Source organism: Streptomyces sp. Ru73, from assembly GCF_002920575.1.
Taxonomy (GTDB): Bacteria; Actinomycetota; Actinomycetes; order Streptomycetales; family Streptomycetaceae; genus Streptomyces.
The window spans coordinates 22,597-39,786 of record NZ_PQSQ01000060.1 but is presented as its reverse complement, the minus strand read 5'-3'; the positions used below and the strand labels follow the sequence as shown (position 1 = coordinate 39,786).

Below are 17,190 nucleotides of genomic sequence, written 5' to 3'. Positions count from 1 at the left end.
CTCAATCCCCCGGCGTACGCCCCCCGCCGTGGCGCCCGCCCCTGTGCGCCCCCAGGCCCGTCCTGCCGTGCCGTCCGCGGTGCACCGAGGCCCGCTCGACGGCGAGCCGGGCGGCGGTCCGCTCGGACTGCCGCAGCAGCGCCCGGCAGGCGCACGTGACCGCCGCGAGGCCGACGGCGGTGCCGGCGGCCCCGCCCGGCGACGAACCGCACACGAGGAGGACAAGCGGAACCAGGGCGCAGCTGAACGTGCCCCAGCGGACCACGTCGCTCACGGGGTCGGCGGGCGGGCGAGGCGTGCCGGGCAAGGGGGGCTCCTTCCGAGTGGTCCGCACCGACCGCGCGGACCACTGGATCAACGCGGGCGGCCACGGGGAGTCACCGCGCGGCGCGCGGACGGAGCAGGGGGCGGCCGCGCCGGGCGGGAGCGGGCCCGGCGGAGCCGCGGGGTCCGTATGAAGGAGCCGCGGGCCATTGCCAACGGCGCGACGCTCCGGCATGCTCCGGGGAACGTTCGGGGGCGCTGTCCGGTCAAAAGGGACAAGCGCCGTTTACGGAGACCCTGGGCAGGGGAGGAGTGGCGCCGTACTCTTGGGGTAAGGGGTTGGGAAGATGATTCCCGGCCGTATTGTTCGGCATTGAACCATCGCCGTCGCCCCGCTCTCCGCCCAGCTCAGTCAACTGCCCGAACAAGTCAATCGCCGTTCCCCTCCGCCTCTGGGTACGAGGGCTCCCCTTCGCCGAGACACTCATGGCCGGTCACGAATTCCCCGATCCCGCGGACCGCAAGCAGGTCGCCGATCCGATGGCGGACCTCGAAGCGGCGGAACAGTCACGCCACTCCTGCGACCCCGCCTTCCAGCACGGTGTGGTGGTGGGCTTCGACGGCTCGGTCTCCAGCGAGCGGGCCCTGGCCTACGCCATCGGCATGGCTCGGCGCTCCGGCTCCGGACTGATCATCGTGCACGTCGCCAACCGGCTCCCGACGACCGTCTGGGCGGGCTGCGAGCCGCCCGTCTTCGTCGACGTCCCCGACCACCGCACGGAGGTCCTGGGGCTGGAGCTGGCCTGCGCCGACCACCTCTCCGAGCTCTCCTGGATCCTGGTCGAGCGGGGCGGCGACATCTGCCACGAACTGGAGGAGGTCGGCCGTGAGTACGCGGCCGACGCGATCGTGGTCGGCTCCACCCACGGCATCGTCGGGCGGATCTTCGGCTCGGTCGCCGGACGGCTGGCGCGTCGGGCGCAGCGCCCGGTGATCGTCGTCCCGTGACCGCGGGCCGACCGTCCGCACCGTACGTATTCGGCCTCGTCCCCGCGTCCACTCCATGACGTCATATCGGCGTGATGAGCCGTCATGTCCCGTCAGTAGTCGACAAATCTACTGACTCGTAGAGGTGGGTTGTGCGCTTGTGAGGGGTACAAACCCTGCACGGAGCGTGCTGCTGCCCGGGTGTGACGGTTCCCGGGAGGGCGGCATCACTGCCGGCGTGAGGGCGACGCCGGCACCGTGAGGTGGACCCCCGGCTCGTATGGTGGCGCGAGACCGGGAGTCCACCTCACTCACGTCGGGGTTACTCGACGGTCACGGACTTCGCGAGGTTGCGGGGCTTGTCGATGTCGCGGCCGAGGGTCAGGGCCGTGTGGTAGGCGAGGAGCTGGAGCGGGATGCCCATGAGGATGGGGTCCAGCTCGGGCTCGTTCTTCGGCACCACGATGGTGTGGTCCGCCTTCTCCTGCTCCGCGTGCGCGACGGCGAGGATGCGGCCGCTGCGGGCCTTGATCTCCTCCAGCGCCGCCCGGTTCTTCTCCAGCAGGTCGTCGTCCGGGACGATCGCGACCGTCGGCATCGCGGGCTCGATGAGCGCCAGCGGGCCGTGCTTGAGCTCGGAGGCCGGGTACGCCTCGGCGTGGATGTAGGAGACCTCCTTGAGCTTCAGGGAGGCCTCGCGCGCCACCGGGTAGCCGCGGACCCGGCCGATGAACATCATCGACTTCGCATCCGCATACAGTTCCGCGAGCTTCTTGATCTCCGCTTCGTTCTCGAGGATCTCGGTGATCTGCTCCGGCAGCCGGCGCAGTCCGTCGATGATCCGCTTGCCGTCCGCCACGGACAGGTCGCGGATGCGGCCCAGGTGCAGCGCGAGCAGCGCGAAGGACACCACCATGTTGGTGAAGCACTTGGTGGAGACGACGCAGACCTCCGGCCCCGCGTGCACGTAGATGCCGCCGTCGGTCTCCCGGGCGATCGCCGAGCCGACCACGTTCACCAGGCCCAGCACCCGCGCGCCCTTGCGCTTGAGCTCCTGCACGGCCGCGAGGACGTCGTAGGTCTCACCGGACTGCGAGACGGCGACGTAGAGGGTGTCGGGGTCCACGACCGGGTTGCGGTAGCGGAACTCGGAGGCCGGCTCGGCGTCCGAGGGGATGCGGGCCAGCTCCTCGATCATCTGCGCGCCGATCTGGCCCGCGTGGTACGAGGTGCCGCAGCCCAGGATCTTGACCCGGCGGACGCCCCGCGCCTCGCGCGCGTCCAGGTTGAGGCCGCCCAGGTGCACGGTGGAGAAGCGGTCGTCGATCCGGCCGCGCAGCGCGCGGTCCACCGCGTCCGCCTGCTCGGAGATCTCCTTGTGCATGTAGGTGTCGTGCGCGCCCATGTCGTAGGACTCGGCGGCGTACTCGACGGTCTCCGGGGAGGAGGTCGTGCGCGAGCCCTCGGTGGTGTACGTGCGGTAGTCGTCGGCCTTGAGCGTGGCCATCTCGCCGTCGTCGAGGGTGACGACCTGGCGGGTGTGCGAGACCAGCGCGGCGACGTCGGAGGAGACGAACATCTCCTTCTCGCCGATGCCCAGCACGACCGGCGAGCCGTTGCGCGCGACCACGATGCGGTCGGCGAAGTCGGAGTGCAGCACGGCGATGCCGTACGTGCCCTCGATGTGCCGCAGCGCCTCGCGGACCTTCTCCTCCAGCGTGCCGGCCTCGGAGCGGCCGATCAGGTGCGCGAGGACCTCGGTGTCGGTCTCGGAGGTGAACTCCACGCCCTCGGCGGTGAGCCGGGCGCGCACGTCGGCGGCGTTGTCGATGATGCCGTTGTGGACGACCGCGACCTTGCCCGAGGCGTCCACGTGCGGGTGGGCGTTCTCGTCGTTGGGCGCGCCGTGGGTGGCCCAGCGGGTGTGCGCGATGCCGGTGGTGCCGGCGAAACGCTTCGGCAGGCGGGACTCCAGCTCCCGCACCCGGCCCTTGGCCTTGGCGGTCTTCAGCCCGCCGGTCTTGCCGGAGGCGTGGATGGCGATGCCGGCGGAGTCGTAGCCGCGGTACTCCAGCCGCTGCAGCCCCTCCAGGAGCAGCGGCGCGACGTCACGCTTTCCGATGTAGCCGACGATTCCGCACATGGGTGGACCCTCCCTGGATCGATGGTTCGTGGTGCTCCGCTGCTTCAGCCGTGGGCCGGCCGCTTCAGCCGTAGACGAGGCGGCGCAGCTGACGTATCGAGAGCTCGGGCGGGGCCACGGCGCGGTGCGGCAGCTCGTGGGCGATCCGCTCGAAGATCGCGTCGTTGCGCAGGCCCTGACCCTGCAGTTCGCGGTGTCTGCGGCGCACGTAGGCGTCGGTCGTCTCGTCGAAGTACGCGAGGACGTCCTGGATCACCCGGACCGCCTCGCCGCGCTGCAGCGGCGTACTGCGTACCAGGTGTTCAACAAGGTCCTCGTGGGACGGACGACGTTCGAGCACGGATTGATACTGCGGTGCCGGTCCTACTTTCGCAAGAAATCTGCCCGCTTTCGGGCAAGCGCGCGGCGTGGCGGGGAAAAAATTGGTCTACACCTTGACCGATAGTGGGGCACACGGTACGCAAGGTGAGCGTTCGGTTGCTCCATGCCCGCACGAAGCTCCCCGAAGGGACCGCCCGTGTCACGTGTGAGACCGCACAGACTGCTCTGTTCCCTCCTCCTGGTGGCCGCGGCCGGCCTCGGCACGGCGGGCGCGGCGCCCGCGTCGGCCCGGCCCGCCGACGGCCCCGCGCCCCTCGACCGCATCGTCCCCGCACCGGCCTCCGTACGCCCGGCGGACGGCGCCTACCGGCTCACGGACCGGACCGCCATCCGGGTCCCCGGGGCCACCGGCGAGACGAAGCGGGTCGCCGGCTACCTGGCGGACGTGCTGCGCCCGTCGACCGGCTATCCGCTGCCCGTCACGGACAGGGGCGGCGACGGCATCGTGCTCCGGCTCGGCGCGAAGGGACTGGGCGCCGAGGGCTACCGGCTCACGGTCACCCGCCGCGCCGTCACCCTCAGCGCGACACGCGCGGCCGGCCTCTTCCACGGTGTCCAGACGCTGCGCCAGCTGCTGCCCGCCGCGGTGGAGCGGCGTACGCCGCAGCCCGGCCCCTGGACGGTCGCCGCCGGGACGGTCACCGACACTCCGCGGTACGCCTACCGCGGCGCGATGCTCGACGTCTCCCGGCACTTCTTCTCCGTGGCGAAGGTCAAGCGGTACATCGACCAGCTCGCGCTCTACAAGATCAATAAGCTGCATCTGCACCTCTCCGACGACCAGGGCTGGCGCATCGCGATCGACTCCTGGCCCCGGCTCGCCGCCTACGGCGGCTCCACCCAGGTCGGCGGCGGCCCCGGCGGCCACTACACCAAGGCCGACTACCGCGAGATCGTCCGGTACGCGCAGAGCCGCTACCTGACCGTCGTCCCCGAGATCGACATGCCGGGCCACACCAACGCGGCCCTTGCCTCCTACCCCGAGCTGAACTGCGACGGCACGGCCCCGCCGCTCTACACCGGCACCGAGGTCGGCTTCAGCTCCCTCTGCGTGCCGAAGCCGGTGACGTACGACTTCGTGAACGACGTCATTCGCGAGCTGGCGGCGCTGACGCCCGGCCCGTACCTGCACATCGGGGGTGACGAGGCGCACTCCACCAGCCACGAGGACTACGTCACCTTCATGAACAAGGTGCAGCCGGTGGTCGCCGAGTACGGCAAGACGGTGATCGGCTGGCACCAGCTGACCGGCGCGACGCCCGCGAAGGGCGCGGTGGCGCAGTACTGGGGCTACGACGCGACGAGCGCGGCCGAGAAGGCGCAGGTGGCCGACGCGGCGAAGAAGGGGACGCGGCTGGTCCTCTCGCCCGCCGACCGGGCCTACCTGGACATGCAGTACGCCAAGGACACGCCGTACGGGCTGCACTGGGCCGGGTACGTGCCGGTCGAGCGGTCCTACGACTGGGACCCCGGCACGTACCTCGCGGGGGCGCCGGCCGGCTCGGTCCTCGGCGTGGAGGCCCCGCTGTGGTCCGAGACGCTCTCCGAGAGCGCGCAGGCCGAGTACATGGCCTTTCCCCGGCTCCCGGGGATCGCGGAGCTGGGGTGGTCGCCCGCGAGCACGCACGACTGGGACCGGTACAAGGTGCGGCTCGCGTCCCAGGGTCCGCGCTGGGACGCGATGGGCATCACCTACTACCGGTCGCCGCAGGTGCCGTGGCCCGCGAAGTAGGGGCGCACGGGGGGGCTGGTCAGAACCCCATCTCCCGGGCGATCAGCATGCGCTGGACCTCGCTCGTGCCCTCGCCGATCTCCAGGATCTTGGAGTCGCGCCACATGCGGGCGACCGGGTACTCGTTCATGAAGCCGTAGCCGCCGTGGATCTGGGTGGCCTCGCGGGCGTTGGTGACCGCGATCTCCGAGGAGTACAGCTTCGCCAGTGCGGCCTCCTTCTTGAAGCGCTCGCCGTGCACCAGGCGGGAGGCCGCGTCGCGCCACGCCAGCCGGGAGGTGTGGGCGCGCATCTCCATGTCGGCGAGCTTGAACTGTATGGCCTGGTTCTCCCCGATCGGCCGGCCGAAGGACTTCCGCTCCTTCGCGTACTTCACCGACTCGTCCACGCAGCCCTGCGCGAGGCCCGTGGCCAGGGCCGCGATGGCGATCCGGCCCTCGTCCAGGATGCGCAGGAACTGCGCGTAGCCGCGGCCTTCCTCGCCCAGCAGGTTGGCGGCCGGGACGCGGACGTCGGAGAAGGACAGCTCACGGGTGTCGGAGGCGTTCCAGCCGACCTTGGAGTACGGGGCCGCGACGGTGAAGCCGGGGGTGCCGGACGGCACGATGATCGCGGAGATCAGCGGGCGGCCGTCCTCCTTGTGCCCGGTGACGGCGGTGACGGTCACCAGGCCGGTGATGTCCGTGCCGGAGTTGGTGATGAAGCACTTGCTGCCGTTGATGACCCACTCGTCGGTGGCCGCGTCCAGCCGGGCGGTGGTCTTCGTGCCGCCCGCGTCGGAGCCGGCCTCCGGCTCGGTCAGCCCGAAGGCGCCCAGCATCTCGCCCGAGCAGAGCTTCGGCAGCCAGGTCCGCTTCTGCTCCTCGGTGCCGAAGTGGTACAGCGGCATGGCGCCGAGCGAGACGCCCGCCTCCAGGGTGATCGCCACCGAGGAGTCGACCCGGGCCAGCTCCTCCAGGGCGATGCCGAGCGCGAGGTAGTCGCCGCCCATGCCGCCGTACTCCTCCGGGAACGGCAGTCCGAAGAGGCCCATGCGGCCCATCTCGCGCACGATCTCGTAGGGGAACTGGTGGTTCTCGTAGTACTCGCCGATCTTCGGTGCGACGACGTCGTGCGCGAACGCCTCGACCGTGGTGCGCAGTTCCGTAAGCTCCGCAGGGAGGCGGTGGTCCAGGGACATGGGTCACTCCTTGTGGGAGGCGGAGTCGAGGGAGGAGGAGAGCGCGCGGACGGTGCGGGACGGGCTCGGCCGGCCCAGCCGCTCCGCCATCCACACGCTGGTGGCGGTCAGCCGGTCCAGGTCGACCCCGGTCTCGATGCCGAGGCCCTGGAGCATCCACACCAGGTCTTCCGTGGCGAGGTTGCCGGTGGCGCTCTTGGCGTACGGGCAGCCGCCCAGGCCGCCCGCGGAGGCGTCGACGGTGGTGACGCCGTGCTGCAGCGCGGCCAGGGTGTTGGCCAGCGCCTGTCCGTAGGTGTCGTGGAAGTGGACGCCGATGACGTCCGTGCCGACGCCCGCTTCGTTCAGCGCCGTGAGCAGCGCGGTGACATGGCCGGGCGTGGCGACGCCGATGGTGTCGCCCAGGCTCAGCTCGTCGCAGCCCTGGTCCAGCAGCGCGCGGCAGACCCGGACGACCTGGGGGATCGGCACCGGGCCCTCCCAGGGGTCGCCGAAGCACATGGAGAGGTAGCCGCGTACGTGCGCGCCCGCCTCCTTGGCGCGGGCGACGACCGGCGCGAACATCGCCAGCGCCGCGTCGACCGTGCGGTTGAGGTTGGCCTGGGCGAAGGACTCGGTGGCGCTCCCGAAGACCGCGATCCGGTCGGCGCCGAGGGCCAGCGCCCGGTCCAGGCCGCGCTCGTTCGGTACCAGGACGGGCAGCCGCACGCCGGGCGCGAGGTCGCGCACGGACGGGAACAGCTGCTCGGCGTCGGCGAGCTGGGGCACCCACTTGGGGTGCACGAAGCTGGTCGCCTCGACGGTGTCCAGCCCCGCGGCGGCCAGCCGGCGGACGAACTCCGCCTTGACCTCGGTGGGGATCACGGTCTGTTCGTTCTGCAGCCCGTCCCGCGCGCCCACCTCGTGGATGCGGACCCGCGCGGGCAGCCCGGGGGCGGGTACGGACATCGGCAGTCCCGGCGTCATCGCTGGTCCTCCTCGGGCTCGTCGGGGGTGATCACGGCGAGCACCTGGTCCATGGCGACCGTGCTGCCCGGCGTGACGTCGAGCTCGGCGACGGTGCCCGCGTGCGGCGCGGAGATGACGTGCTCCATCTTCATCGCCTCCACCACCAGCAGGCCCTGCCCGGCCTCGACGCGGTCGCCGACCGCGGCCTTGACCACCGTGACCGTGCCGGGCATGGGCGCGGTGAGCGAGTCGGCGCCGTGCGCCCCGGCCGCGCCGCCGATCGCGGCCGCCACCGGGTCGTGGTCCTGCACGTGCCAGGCGTCGCCGTCCCGGCCGAGCCAGTCCCCGGCCCGTACGAAGGTGTGGCGTACGCCGTCCACGGTGACCGCCACCCGCCCGTCGGTGACCGTGCCGTCGCCCGACGCCTGTACGGGCTCCTGGCCGGGCACCCGTACCCAGAAGGCGGGCGGCGTGGGCTCGCCGCCGAGCCGCCAGCCGCTCGGCACGGAGAACGGGTCGGTCCAGCCGCCGTCGGCCGGCGCCGGTTCGAGGGCCGCGCGGCGCACCGCGGCGCCGGCCGCGTACACCTCCCCGGGCACCTCCCGGTCCACCAGCGCTTCGGCCTCGCGCTCCACCAGGCCGGTGTCCAGCTCCCCGGCCACGACCGCCGGGTGGGCCAGCAGCCGGCGCAGGAAGCCGGTGTTGGTGGGCACGCCGAGGATGACCGTGTCGGCGAGCGCGGCCCGCAGCTTGCGCAGCGCGGTCGCCCGGTCCGGGCCGTACGCGATGACCTTGGAGAGCATGGGGTCGTAGAGCGAGCCGACTTCCGTACCCTCCGAGAGCCCGGAGTCGGTGCGCACCCCGTGCCCTGCGGCTCGTGCAGTGCGAGCACCGTGCCGCCGGACGGCAGGAAGCCGCGGGAAGGGTCCTCGGCGCAGATCCGGGCCTCGACGGCGTGCCCCGTGAGCGTGATGTCGTCCTGGCCGTACGGCAGCTGCTCGCCGGCCGCGACCCGCAGCTGCCACTCGACCAGGTCCAGCCCCGTGACCAGCTCCGTGACCGGGTGCTCGACCTGGAGGCGGGTGTTCATCTCCATGAAGTAGTACGAGGACGGGTCGTCGCCGGGGACGATGAACTCGACGGTGCCGGCGCCGACGTAGCCGCAGGAGCGGGCCGCGTTCACGGCGGCGGTGCCCATCGCCGCGCGGGTCGCCTCGTCCAGCAGGACGCTCGGCGCCTCCTCGATGATCTTCTGGTGGCGGCGCTGGAGCGAGCACTCGCGCTCGCCGAGGTGGAGCACGTTGCCGTGGCCGTCGGCCAGCACCTGGATCTCGATGTGCCGCGGGCGGTCGACCCAGCGCTCGACGAGGAGGGTGTCGTCGCCGAAGGAGCCGCGGGCCTCGCGCCGGGCCGCCGCGATCTCGTCCGCGAGCAGCGCCTCGTCGCGCACCAGCCGCATGCCCTTGCCGCCGCCGCCCGCCGAGGGCTTCAGCAGCACCGGCATGCCGATCTCCCGTGCGGCGGCGGCCAGTTCGGCGTCGCTCAGGCCGCTGCCGGAGGAGCCCGGCACGACGGGCACGCCCGCCTCCCGGACCGTCTCCTTCGCCCGGATCTTGTCGCCCATCAGATCGATGGCCTCGGCGGACGGGCCGATGAAGACCAGCCCGGCGTCCGTCACGGCGCGCGCGAACGCGGCGTTCTCCGCGAGGAAGCCGTAGCCGGGGTGGACCGCCTGCGCGCCGCTGCGCCGCGCCGCGTCCAGCAGCGCGTCGATGCGCAGATAGCTCTCGGCTGCCGCGGGCGGGCCGATCCGTACGGCCGTGTCCGCCTCCCGGACGTGCCGGGCCTCCGCGTCCGCGTCGCTGAACACGGCGACCGAGCGGATGCCCAGGGACCGGAGGGTGCGGATGACGCGGACCGCGATCTCACCGCGGTTGGCGACCAGAACAGTACTGAACATGGGTGAGGTCCTCACATCCGGAAGACGCCGAAGGCGGGGTCGGTCAGCGGGGCGTTGGCGCAGGCGGTGAGGGCCAGGCCCAGGACCTGCCGGGTCTCCATCGGATCGATGACGCCGTCGTCCCAGAGCCGCGCCGTCGCGTAGTAGGCGTTGCCCTGCTCTTCGTACTGCGCGCGGACGGGGTCCTTGAAGGCCTCCTCCGCCTCCGGCGGCCACTCCTCGCCGCGCGCCTCCATCTGGTCGCGCTTGACGGTCGCCAGGACCGAAGCGGCCTGCTCGCCGCCCATGACGGAGATCTTGGCGTTCGGCCACATCCACAGGAAGCGGGGGGAGTAGGCCCGGCCGCACATGGAGTAGTTGCCGGCGCCGTACGAGCCGCCGATCACGACGGTCAGCTTCGGCACCCGGGTGCAGGCCACCGCCGTGACCATCTTGGCGCCGTGCTTGGCAATGCCGCCCGCCTCGTAGTCCTTGCCGACCATGAAGCCGGAGATGTTCTGCAGGAACACCAGCGGGATGCCGCGCTGGTCGCACAGCTCGATGAAGTGCGCGCCCTTCTGCGCCGACTCGGAGAAGAGGATGCCGTTGTTGGCGACGATGCCGACCGGGTGGCCGTGCAGATGCGCGAAGCCGGTGACCAGCGTCTGGCCGTACTCGGCCTTGAACTCCGCGAAGCGTGAGCCGTCCACGATCCGGGCGATGACCTCGCGCACGTCGTAGGGGGTGCGGGAGTCGACGGGCACCATGCCGTACAGCCCGGCCGGGTCCGCCTTGGGCTCCTCCACCGTCCGTACGGTCCAGGGGAGCGGGGCGCGCTCACCGAGGGTGCCGACGATCGTGCGGACGATGCGCAGGGCGTGCGCGTCGTCCTCGGCGAGGTGGTCGGTGACGCCCGAGGTCCGGCTGTGCACCTCGCCGCCGCCCAGCTCCTCGGCCGTGACGACCTCGCCGGTGGCCGCCTTCACCAGCGGCGGGCCGCCGAGGAAGATCGTGCCCTGGTTCCGCACGATCACCGCCTCGTCGCTCATCGCGGGGACGTACGCGCCGCCGGCCGTGCAGGAGCCGAGCACGGCGGCGATCTGCGGGATGCCGGCGCCGGACATCCGGGCCTGGTTGTAGAAGATCCGCCCGAAGTGCTCGCGGTCGGGGAAGACCTCGTCCTGCATGGGCAGGAAGGCGCCGCCGGAGTCGACCAGGTAGACGCACGGGAGGCGGTTCTCCAGGGCCACCTCCTGGGCGCGGAGGTGCTTCTTCACGGTCATGGGGTAGTACGTGCCGCCCTTGACCGTGGCGTCATTGGCGACGATCACCACCTCGCGGCCCGCGACCCGGCCGATGCCCGCGATCACGCCGGCCGCCGGCGCCGCCCCGTCGTACATCCCGTCCGCCGCCAGCGGCGCCAGCTCCAGGAAGGGCGAGCCCGGGTCCAGCAGGCCGTCCACCCGCTCCCTGGGGAGCAGCTTGCCGCGCGCGGTGTGCCGCGCCCTGGCCTTCTCGCCGCCGCCCAGCCGGGCCGCGGCGAGCTTCGCGCGCAGCTGGTCCACGAGCGCGCGGTGCGCGGCCTCGTTGGCCCGCCAGGAGTCCGCCGCCGGATCAGCGGCGGTGCCCAGTACGGGTGCCTGCTCCATCGCCTTACCCGCCCCTTGTTAGTGGTCGTTAACACGAGTGCCTTCAGGTTAACGACCACTAACCCGCCTGTCTACAATTGGAGCCATGAGCAGCACGAAGGCCCCCGCCGCCGTCAGCCGCCGCGAGCAGATCCTCAAGGAGGCCGCGCGCCTCTTCGCCGAGCGCGGCTTCCACGGCGTCGGCGTCGACGAGATAGGAGCCGCGGTCGGCATCTCCGGCCCCGGTCTCTACCGCCATTTCGCGGGCAAGGATGCGATGCTCGCCGAGCTGCTGGTCGGCATCAGCGAGCGGCTGCTGGACGGCGGGCGGCTGCGGGTCGCGGACGGCGGCGAGAGCGCCGAGGAGGTGCTGCACGCCCTCATCGAGGGGCACATCGACTTCGCGCTGGACGACCGCCCGCTGATCACCGTCCACGACCGGGAGCTGGACCGGCTGCGCGAGACGGACCGCAAGCGGGTGCGCCAGCTCCAGCGGCAGTACGTCGAGCTGTGGGTGGAGGTCGTCCGCGAGGTCTATCCGGCCTGCACGGAGGCCGAGGCGCGGGCCGCCGTGCACGCCGTCTTCGGCCTGCTGAACTCCACCCCGCACCTGAGCCCGCGGGCCAGTCTGCCGTCCCGCTCGGCCACCGAGGCGCTGCTCAAGCGGCTGGCGCTGGGCGCCTTCGCGGCGGCGGCCGACCCGGACCGCGCCGCGATGGGGTGATCGGGCTCGCTTTCTTGAACCCTGGACAGTCGACGTAACTGCCCGGTAGCTTTCGCTGAGCAAGCGCTTAGCCAGCGTAGTGATTCGGGATTGTCCAGGAGGCGGCTGTGAAGCGGACGGTATTCAACGAGGACCACGAGGCGTTCCGGGACACCATCCGCGCCTTCATCGAGGCCGAGGTCGTGCCGGTCTACGACGAGTGGTTCCAGGCCGGGCAGGTGCCCCGCGAGTTCTACTACAAGCTTGCCGAGCTGGGCCTCTTCGGCATCAACGTCCCCGAGGAGTTCGGCGGCGCCGGCCTGGAGTCGCACAAGTTCGAGGCCGTCCAGTACGAGGAGACCGCCCGCGCCGGCGTCACCTTCGGCGGCTCCGGCGTGCACGTGCTGCTCGCCCTGCCGTACATCAAGATGCTCGCCACCGATGAGCAGAAGAAGCGCTACCTGCCGAAGTTCGTCTCCGCCGAGGAGATGTGGGCGCTGGCGATGACCGAGCCGGGCACCGGCTCCGACCTCGCGGGCATGAAGACCACCGCCAAGCTCTCCGAGGACGGCACGCACTACGTCCTCAACGGCGCCAAGACCTTCATCACCGGCGGTGTGCACGCCGACCGCGTCATCGTCTGCGCCCGCACCTCCCCGCCGAAGGAGGACGACCGCCGCTTCGGCATCTCCCTCTTCGCCGTGGACACCAAGTCCGAGGGCTACTCCGTCGGCCGCAAGCTGGACAAGCTCGGCCTGAAGACCTCCGACACCGCCGAGCTGGCGTTCGTCGACGTGAAGGTGCCGGCCGAGGACCTGCTCGGCGAGGAGAACAAGGGCTTTTACTACCTCGGCCAGAACCTGCCGTCCGAGCGCTGGGGCATCGCCTACGGCGCGTACGCGCAGGCCAAGGCCGCGGTGCAGTTCGCCAAGCAGTACGTCCAGGACCGCACCGTCTTCGGCAAGCCCGTCGCGTCCTTCCAGAACACCAAGTTCGAGCTGGCCGCCTGCCAGGCCGAGGTGGACGCGGCCGAGGCCGTCGCCGACCGCGCCCTGGAGGCCCTGGACGCGGGCGAGCTGACCCCCGCCGAGGCCGCTTCCGCGAAGCTGTTCTGCACCGAGGTCGCGCACCGCGTCATCGACCGCTGCCTCCAGCTGCACGGCGGCTACGGCTACATGAACGAGTACCCGATCGCCCGCCTGTACGCCGACAACCGCGTCAACCGCATCTACGGCGGCACCAACGAGGTCATGAAGTCGATCATCGCCAAGTCGATGGGCCTCTAGGCGCGCCTGGGCTGACGTCCGTGAACGACGCACTGGAATCCCTCCTCGATCTGCTCACCCTGGAGCAGATCGAGGAGGACATCTACCGCGGGCAGTCCCGGCCCGCCGTCGTCCCCCGGGTCTTCGGCGGCCAGGTCGCCGCGCAGGCCCTGGTGGCGGCGGGCCGCACCGTCCCCGCCGAACGCCCGCCGCACTCCCTGCACGCGTACTTCCTGCGCCCCGGTGACCCCGGCGCGCCCATCGTCTACACCGTCGACCGCATCCGCGACGGCCGCTCCTTCACCACCCGCCGGGTCGTGGCCGTCCAGCACGGCCAGCAGATCTTCCACCTCACCGCGTCCTTCCACGCGCACGAGGAGGGCATGGAGCACCAGGAGCCGATGCCGGCCGTGCCGGACCCGCTCACGCTGCCCACCGCCGCCGAGATGCTGCCGCGCCACGCGCACCGCTTCGTCGACGGGAGCGTCGTCCAGCGGCTGCTGGAGGCGCGGGCCGCGGTGGACCTGCGGTACGTGGACGAGCCGCCGTTCGCCACCGCCGGCCAGGTACGCGAGCCGCGCTCGCAGGTGTGGTTCCGCACCCAGGGCAAGCTCGACGGCGACACCGGCATCCCCCGGCCGCTGCTGGACATCTGCCTGGTCACCTACGTCTCCGACATGACGCTGCTGGACTCGGTGCTGCTCGCGCACGGCAGGGGCGGCTGGGCCGTCGGCGACGTGGTGGGCGCGAGTCTGGACCACGCCATGTGGTTCCACCGCCCGCTCGAGGCGGACGAGTGGCTGCTGTACGACCAGGAGTCGCCGACCGCCCAGGGCGGCCGCGGCCTGGGCAAGGGACGGATCTTCACCGCCGAGGGCCGGCTCGCGGTCTCGGTGATCCAGGAGGGCGTGATCCGCGTACCGCGGTGACGAACCGGGCATACTCCCGCTTCGTGGACAGTGTGGAGGCCAAGGGGACGCAGGACGGTACGGGCGAGAGCACCGTCACCGTCCTCGTCGCCGCCGGAGCCAACCTCGGTATCGCCGTCGCCAAGGCCGCGGGCGGCATGATCAGCGGATCCAGCGCGATGCTCTCCGAAGCCGCGCACTCCGTCGCCGACACGGTCACCGAGCTGCTGCTGCTCACCGCACTGAAACGCAGCGCCCGGCCGGCCGACCCCGAGCACCCCCTGGGCTACGGCCAGGAGCGCTACGTCTGGGCGCTGCTCGCCTCCGTCGCCACGTTCGTCGGCGGCGCGGTGTTCTCCGTCTACGACGGCGTCCACACCCTCACGCACGGCGAGGACCCCGGCGATCCCCTGGTCTCCTACGTCATCCTCGCCGTCGCCTTCCTCCTGGAGGGCTACTCCCTCCGCACCGGCCTGCGGCAGGCACGCGGCGAGGCAGCGCGCCTGCACCGGCCGCTCCGCCACTACCTGCGGTGGACCTCGGACACCACCGTCAAGGCCGTCGTCATGGAGGACTCGGCGGCCCTGGTCGGCCTGGTGCTGGCGGCCGGCGGCCTGCTCGGCGGACAGCTCACCGGCTCGGGCGCCTGGGACGGTACCGCCGCGGTCCTGATCGGGCTGCTGCTGGTGTACGTCGCCTGGGTGCTGGGCCGCAGCAACGCCCAGCTGCTCATCGGACGCGCGCTGCCGCCGGACGTCCGGGAAGCCGTGCGGGCGAGGCTGTCCGCCGTACCGCAGGTGGCGGAGGTCCTGGAGCTGGTCACGCTCGTCCAGGGGCCCGGCGAGGTACTGATCGCGGCGAAGGTGGACTTCCGCGACCTGGCGACCGCCGCGGAGATCGAGTGGGCCTGCGAGGAGGCCGAACGCGACCTCCGCGCCCGCTTCCCCGCGGTCCGCCGGGTGTTCCTGGACCCGACGCCGGGACGCGGGCAGCGGGCCCCGTGAGGGCGCGGGTCAGTCCGCCAGGCCCGCCGCGTGCAGCAGGTACGCCGTCAGCGGGTCGTAGTAGCGCGGGCTGCGGACGTGGTCGTCGAGCGGCACGGTGACCTGCAGGACGCCCTCGGCCTCGGCCAGGAACAACGCCGGGTCGTTGGAGTCCGCGTACCCCACCGCGTCGATGCCGCGCTGCCCAGCGCAGCCCGCCCAGCCGTGGTCCGCGACCACCAGGTCCGGCAGCGGCTGCCCCGCCCGCTCCAGACCGTCCAGGATCGCCGCCATCGGCGCCGGCGAGTGGGTGTGCCACAGCGTCGCGCCCCGCTCCACCATCGCGACCTGGCCGAACTGGAAGACCACGCCGTCGTCCGCGGTCAGCCCGTCCGGCACGACCACGATGTCGCAGCCCCGCGCCCGCATCGCGGCGGCCGTCGCGATGTGCACGTCCAGCAGCCCGCCCGGGTGACCGGTCGCGAACAGCACCCGCCGCCGTCCGTCGGCCGCCTTGCGCAGCACCGCCGCCATCCGCTCCAGCGCCGACACCGTCAGCTCGGGGTCGATGGTGTCCTGGCCGTGCCGGTGGTCCGGGTCGTCGCTGACGCCGCAGCGCTCGGCCATCACGGCGAGCACGTCCTGCTCGTCTCTCCACCGGTCGCCCAGCTCCAGGCCGAACCAGTAGTGGCGGTCGCCGTTGGCGAGCTTGCGGTAGTGGTCGAGGTTGTTCTCGCGGGGCGTGGCGACCTCACCGGCGATACGGGTGCGGACGAGGTGCTCGACGAGTTCGGCGCGGCTGGGGGCGGAGGTTATCGGCATACGGCCCATTGTGCCGGGGCCGATCAGTCCGGGGCGTGCGAGTTCCGCCGCCCGGACGCCCCGTGGGCACCCCGGCGCCTACGATCACGGTGTTCCGGCGGCTCGGGAGCACGAGGGGGAGCAGGGGTGGAGGGACGGGCGGCCAGGCCGCCGTGGCAGGTACGGATCAGGCGCGCGGCCGACGGGACGGTGCTCGGCGGCGGCGTGCTGTGCGCCAACGGCACGGTGCTGACCTGCGCCCATGTCGTCGGCCCCGGCACGGAGGGGGACGGCGGGCCGGCTGCCGTGCTGGTGGACTTCCCCTTCGTGGAACGCGGCCGGGACGTCCCGGCCCGCACCGTGCTGAGCCGCGCCGACGCGCCGGCCGGCAGCCGCGACGACCTCGCCGTCCTGCGGCCGGCCCGGGTGCCCGCCGGGGCCTGCGCCGCGCCACTGGACGAGGCGGACACGGTGGCCGGGCACGGCTTCGGCGTCTACGGATTCCCCGCAGGGCACCCCGACGGGGTATGGGCCACCGGGCGGCTGACCGGCCGCACCGCGGACGGGCTGCTCCAGTTCACCGTTCCGGGCGCACAGGGGTACCCGCCGGCGCGCGGCTTCAGCGGCTCGCCCCTCTGGGACAGCGACCTGCGGGCCGTCGTCGGCATGGTGACCGCCGTGGACCGGGACGCGCAGCTGCGGACCGCGTACGCCGTGCCCGTGGACGGGCTGCGCGCCCACTGGCCCGACCTCGCCGAGCCGTGCCCCGTACGGCTGTGGGTGCACGACCCCTACGGCGCGCCCGCCCGGCTGGTGCCCCTGCGCACCGCGGGCCCGGACCGGCGCGAGTACTGGGTGGGGCGCAGCAGCGGCACGGGCGACGAGGCGGACATCCTGCTGGCGTCGCCGGGGCCGCACGTGGTCAGCCGCTGGCACTGCCGGCTGGTGTACGAGTTCGGGCACTGGTTCGTGGCGCTCCAGGCGGGCGGGCGGCCGACCTTCGTGCGGCACGTGGGGAGCGAGCTGCCGCAGCCCGTGCCGGAGGGCGGCCGGACCCGGCTGCGCAACGGCGACACGGTCCTCATCCCGGCCGCGCGCCGGTCCGGCGACCCCGGTCCGGAACGGACGCACTGGGAGCTGGAGTTCGTCGACGACGGCCAGACCAGCTCACTCTTCTGAGCCGGGAATGCGGATTTCCTGGCGTCAACTCCCCGCCGTCCGCGCCGGTTTCGTGCCGCACCACTCAAAGGAGTGACGGAGGGGAACTTCGGTGCGGAGGAGGCGCGTCACGCCATAGTGAGGAGGCACACAGATGCGGTCGTGACCTC

The 17,190-nt window shown here is 72.3% G+C and carries 14 protein-coding genes and 1 pseudogene; 7 read left to right on the top strand and 8 right to left on the bottom strand.

Going from position 1 to position 17,190, the window contains the following annotated elements:
• Position 1 precedes the first annotated feature (1 nt).
• A complete protein-coding gene (locus C3486_RS23675; protein WP_103834774.1) occupies positions 2-307 on the bottom strand; it encodes a hypothetical protein in 306 nt (101 codons plus the stop codon).
• A 443-nt stretch (positions 308-750) separates the two neighbouring features.
• On the opposite strand from C3486_RS23675, the gene C3486_RS23670 reads away from it, so the two are divergent.
• Positions 751-1,272 (top strand): universal stress protein, encoded by a 522-nt coding sequence (locus C3486_RS23670; RefSeq protein ID WP_031062997.1) that lies wholly within the window; start codon positions 751-753, stop codon positions 1,270-1,272.
• Positions 1,273-1,573: 301 nt separating this feature from the next.
• On the opposite strand, the gene glmS is transcribed toward C3486_RS23670, so the two are convergent.
• A complete protein-coding gene (gene glmS / locus C3486_RS23665) occupies positions 1,574-3,394 on the bottom strand; it encodes a glutamine--fructose-6-phosphate transaminase (isomerizing) (protein WP_103834773.1) in 1,821 nt (606 codons plus the stop codon).
• A 64-nt stretch (positions 3,395-3,458) separates the two neighbouring features.
• A complete protein-coding gene (locus C3486_RS23660; RefSeq protein WP_103834772.1) occupies positions 3,459-3,734 on the bottom strand; it encodes a hypothetical protein in 276 nt (91 codons plus the stop codon).
• Between the two features lie 144 nt (positions 3,735-3,878).
• Between C3486_RS23660 and C3486_RS23655 the strand changes: the two genes are divergently transcribed.
• Positions 3,879-5,507 (top strand): beta-N-acetylhexosaminidase, encoded by a 1,629-nt coding sequence (locus C3486_RS23655; RefSeq protein ID WP_103834771.1) that lies wholly within the window; start codon positions 3,879-3,881, stop codon positions 5,505-5,507.
• A 19-nt stretch (positions 5,508-5,526) separates the two neighbouring features.
• Here the strand turns inward: C3486_RS23655 and C3486_RS23650 are convergent, their stop codons facing one another.
• The 4 genes and pseudogenes from C3486_RS23650 to C3486_RS23635 all read right to left on the bottom strand — a co-directional run bounded on the left by C3486_RS23650 (position 5,527) and on the right by C3486_RS23635 (position 11,223).
• Positions 5,527-6,681 (bottom strand): acyl-CoA dehydrogenase family protein, encoded by a 1,155-nt coding sequence (locus tag C3486_RS23650; protein ID WP_103834785.1) that lies wholly within the window; start codon positions 6,679-6,681, stop codon positions 5,527-5,529.
• Positions 6,682-6,690: 9 nt separating this feature from the next.
• Complete coding sequence (locus tag C3486_RS23645) at positions 6,691-7,653, bottom strand: hydroxymethylglutaryl-CoA lyase (RefSeq protein WP_103834770.1); 963 nt, start codon at positions 7,651-7,653, stop codon at positions 6,691-6,693.
• A pseudogene (locus tag C3486_RS23640) lies at positions 7,650-9,595 on the bottom strand (acetyl-CoA carboxylase biotin carboxylase subunit). Before C3486_RS23640 ends, C3486_RS23645 begins: the two are co-directional and overlap by 4 nt.
• A gap of 11 nt (positions 9,596-9,606) precedes the next feature.
• Positions 9,607-11,223 carry a carboxyl transferase domain-containing protein gene (locus C3486_RS23635; protein ID WP_103834769.1) on the bottom strand — a complete coding sequence of 539 codons (1,617 nt, stop codon included), beginning with the start codon at positions 11,221-11,223 and terminating at the stop codon, positions 9,607-9,609.
• 85 nt (positions 11,224-11,308) lie between these two features.
• Here C3486_RS23635 and C3486_RS23630 point away from each other — a divergent pair, with 85 nt between their 5' ends.
• From C3486_RS23630 to C3486_RS23615, 4 genes are all read left to right on the top strand, one after another.
• Positions 11,309-11,926, top strand: a complete 618-nt coding sequence (locus C3486_RS23630; protein ID WP_103834768.1) for a TetR/AcrR family transcriptional regulator — start codon at positions 11,309-11,311, stop codon at positions 11,924-11,926.
• 107 nt (positions 11,927-12,033) lie between these two features.
• Entirely contained in the window at positions 12,034-13,191 is a 1,158-nt protein-coding gene (locus C3486_RS23625; RefSeq protein ID WP_103834767.1) for an acyl-CoA dehydrogenase family protein, read from the top strand.
• Between the two features lie 20 nt (positions 13,192-13,211).
• A complete protein-coding gene (locus C3486_RS23620) occupies positions 13,212-14,099 on the top strand; it encodes an acyl-CoA thioesterase II (RefSeq protein WP_103834766.1) in 888 nt (295 codons plus the stop codon).
• Positions 14,100-14,122: 23 nt separating this feature from the next.
• Entirely contained in the window at positions 14,123-15,082 is a 960-nt protein-coding gene (locus C3486_RS23615) for a cation diffusion facilitator family transporter (RefSeq protein WP_181138664.1), read from the top strand.
• 9 nt (positions 15,083-15,091) lie between these two features.
• Here C3486_RS23615 and C3486_RS23610 read toward each other — a convergent pair whose 3' ends face one another.
• Entirely contained in the window at positions 15,092-15,883 is a 792-nt protein-coding gene (locus tag C3486_RS23610) for a phosphatase (protein ID WP_103834764.1), read from the bottom strand.
• 126 nt (positions 15,884-16,009) lie between these two features.
• Here C3486_RS23610 and C3486_RS36980 point away from each other — a divergent pair, with 126 nt between their 5' ends.
• A complete protein-coding gene (locus C3486_RS36980) occupies positions 16,010-17,041 on the top strand; it encodes a trypsin-like peptidase domain-containing protein (RefSeq protein WP_181138663.1) in 1,032 nt (343 codons plus the stop codon).
• The last annotated feature ends 149 nt before the right edge of the window (positions 17,042-17,190 follow it).

Bases quoted from the DNA above. Each gene is read 5' to 3' on its own strand.
- C3486_RS23655 (WP_103834771.1), top strand. From the start codon at position 3,879: ATGCCCGCACGAAGCTCCCCGAAGGGACCGCCCGTGTCACGTGTGAGA.
- C3486_RS23635 (WP_103834769.1), bottom strand. From the start codon at position 11,223: ATGGAGCAGGCACCCGTACTGGGCACCGCCGCTGATCCGGCGGCGGAC.
- C3486_RS23645 (WP_103834770.1), bottom strand. From the start codon at position 7,653: ATGACGCCGGGACTGCCGATGTCCGTACCCGCCCCCGGGCTGCCCGCG.
- C3486_RS23630 (WP_103834768.1), top strand. From the start codon at position 11,309: ATGAGCAGCACGAAGGCCCCCGCCGCCGTCAGCCGCCGCGAGCAGATC.
- glmS (WP_103834773.1), bottom strand. From the start codon at position 3,394: ATGTGCGGAATCGTCGGCTACATCGGAAAGCGTGACGTCGCGCCGCTG.
- C3486_RS23670 (WP_031062997.1), top strand. From the start codon at position 751: ATGGCCGGTCACGAATTCCCCGATCCCGCGGACCGCAAGCAGGTCGCC.
- C3486_RS23610 (WP_103834764.1), bottom strand. From the start codon at position 15,883: ATGCCGATAACCTCCGCCCCCAGCCGCGCCGAACTCGTCGAGCACCTC.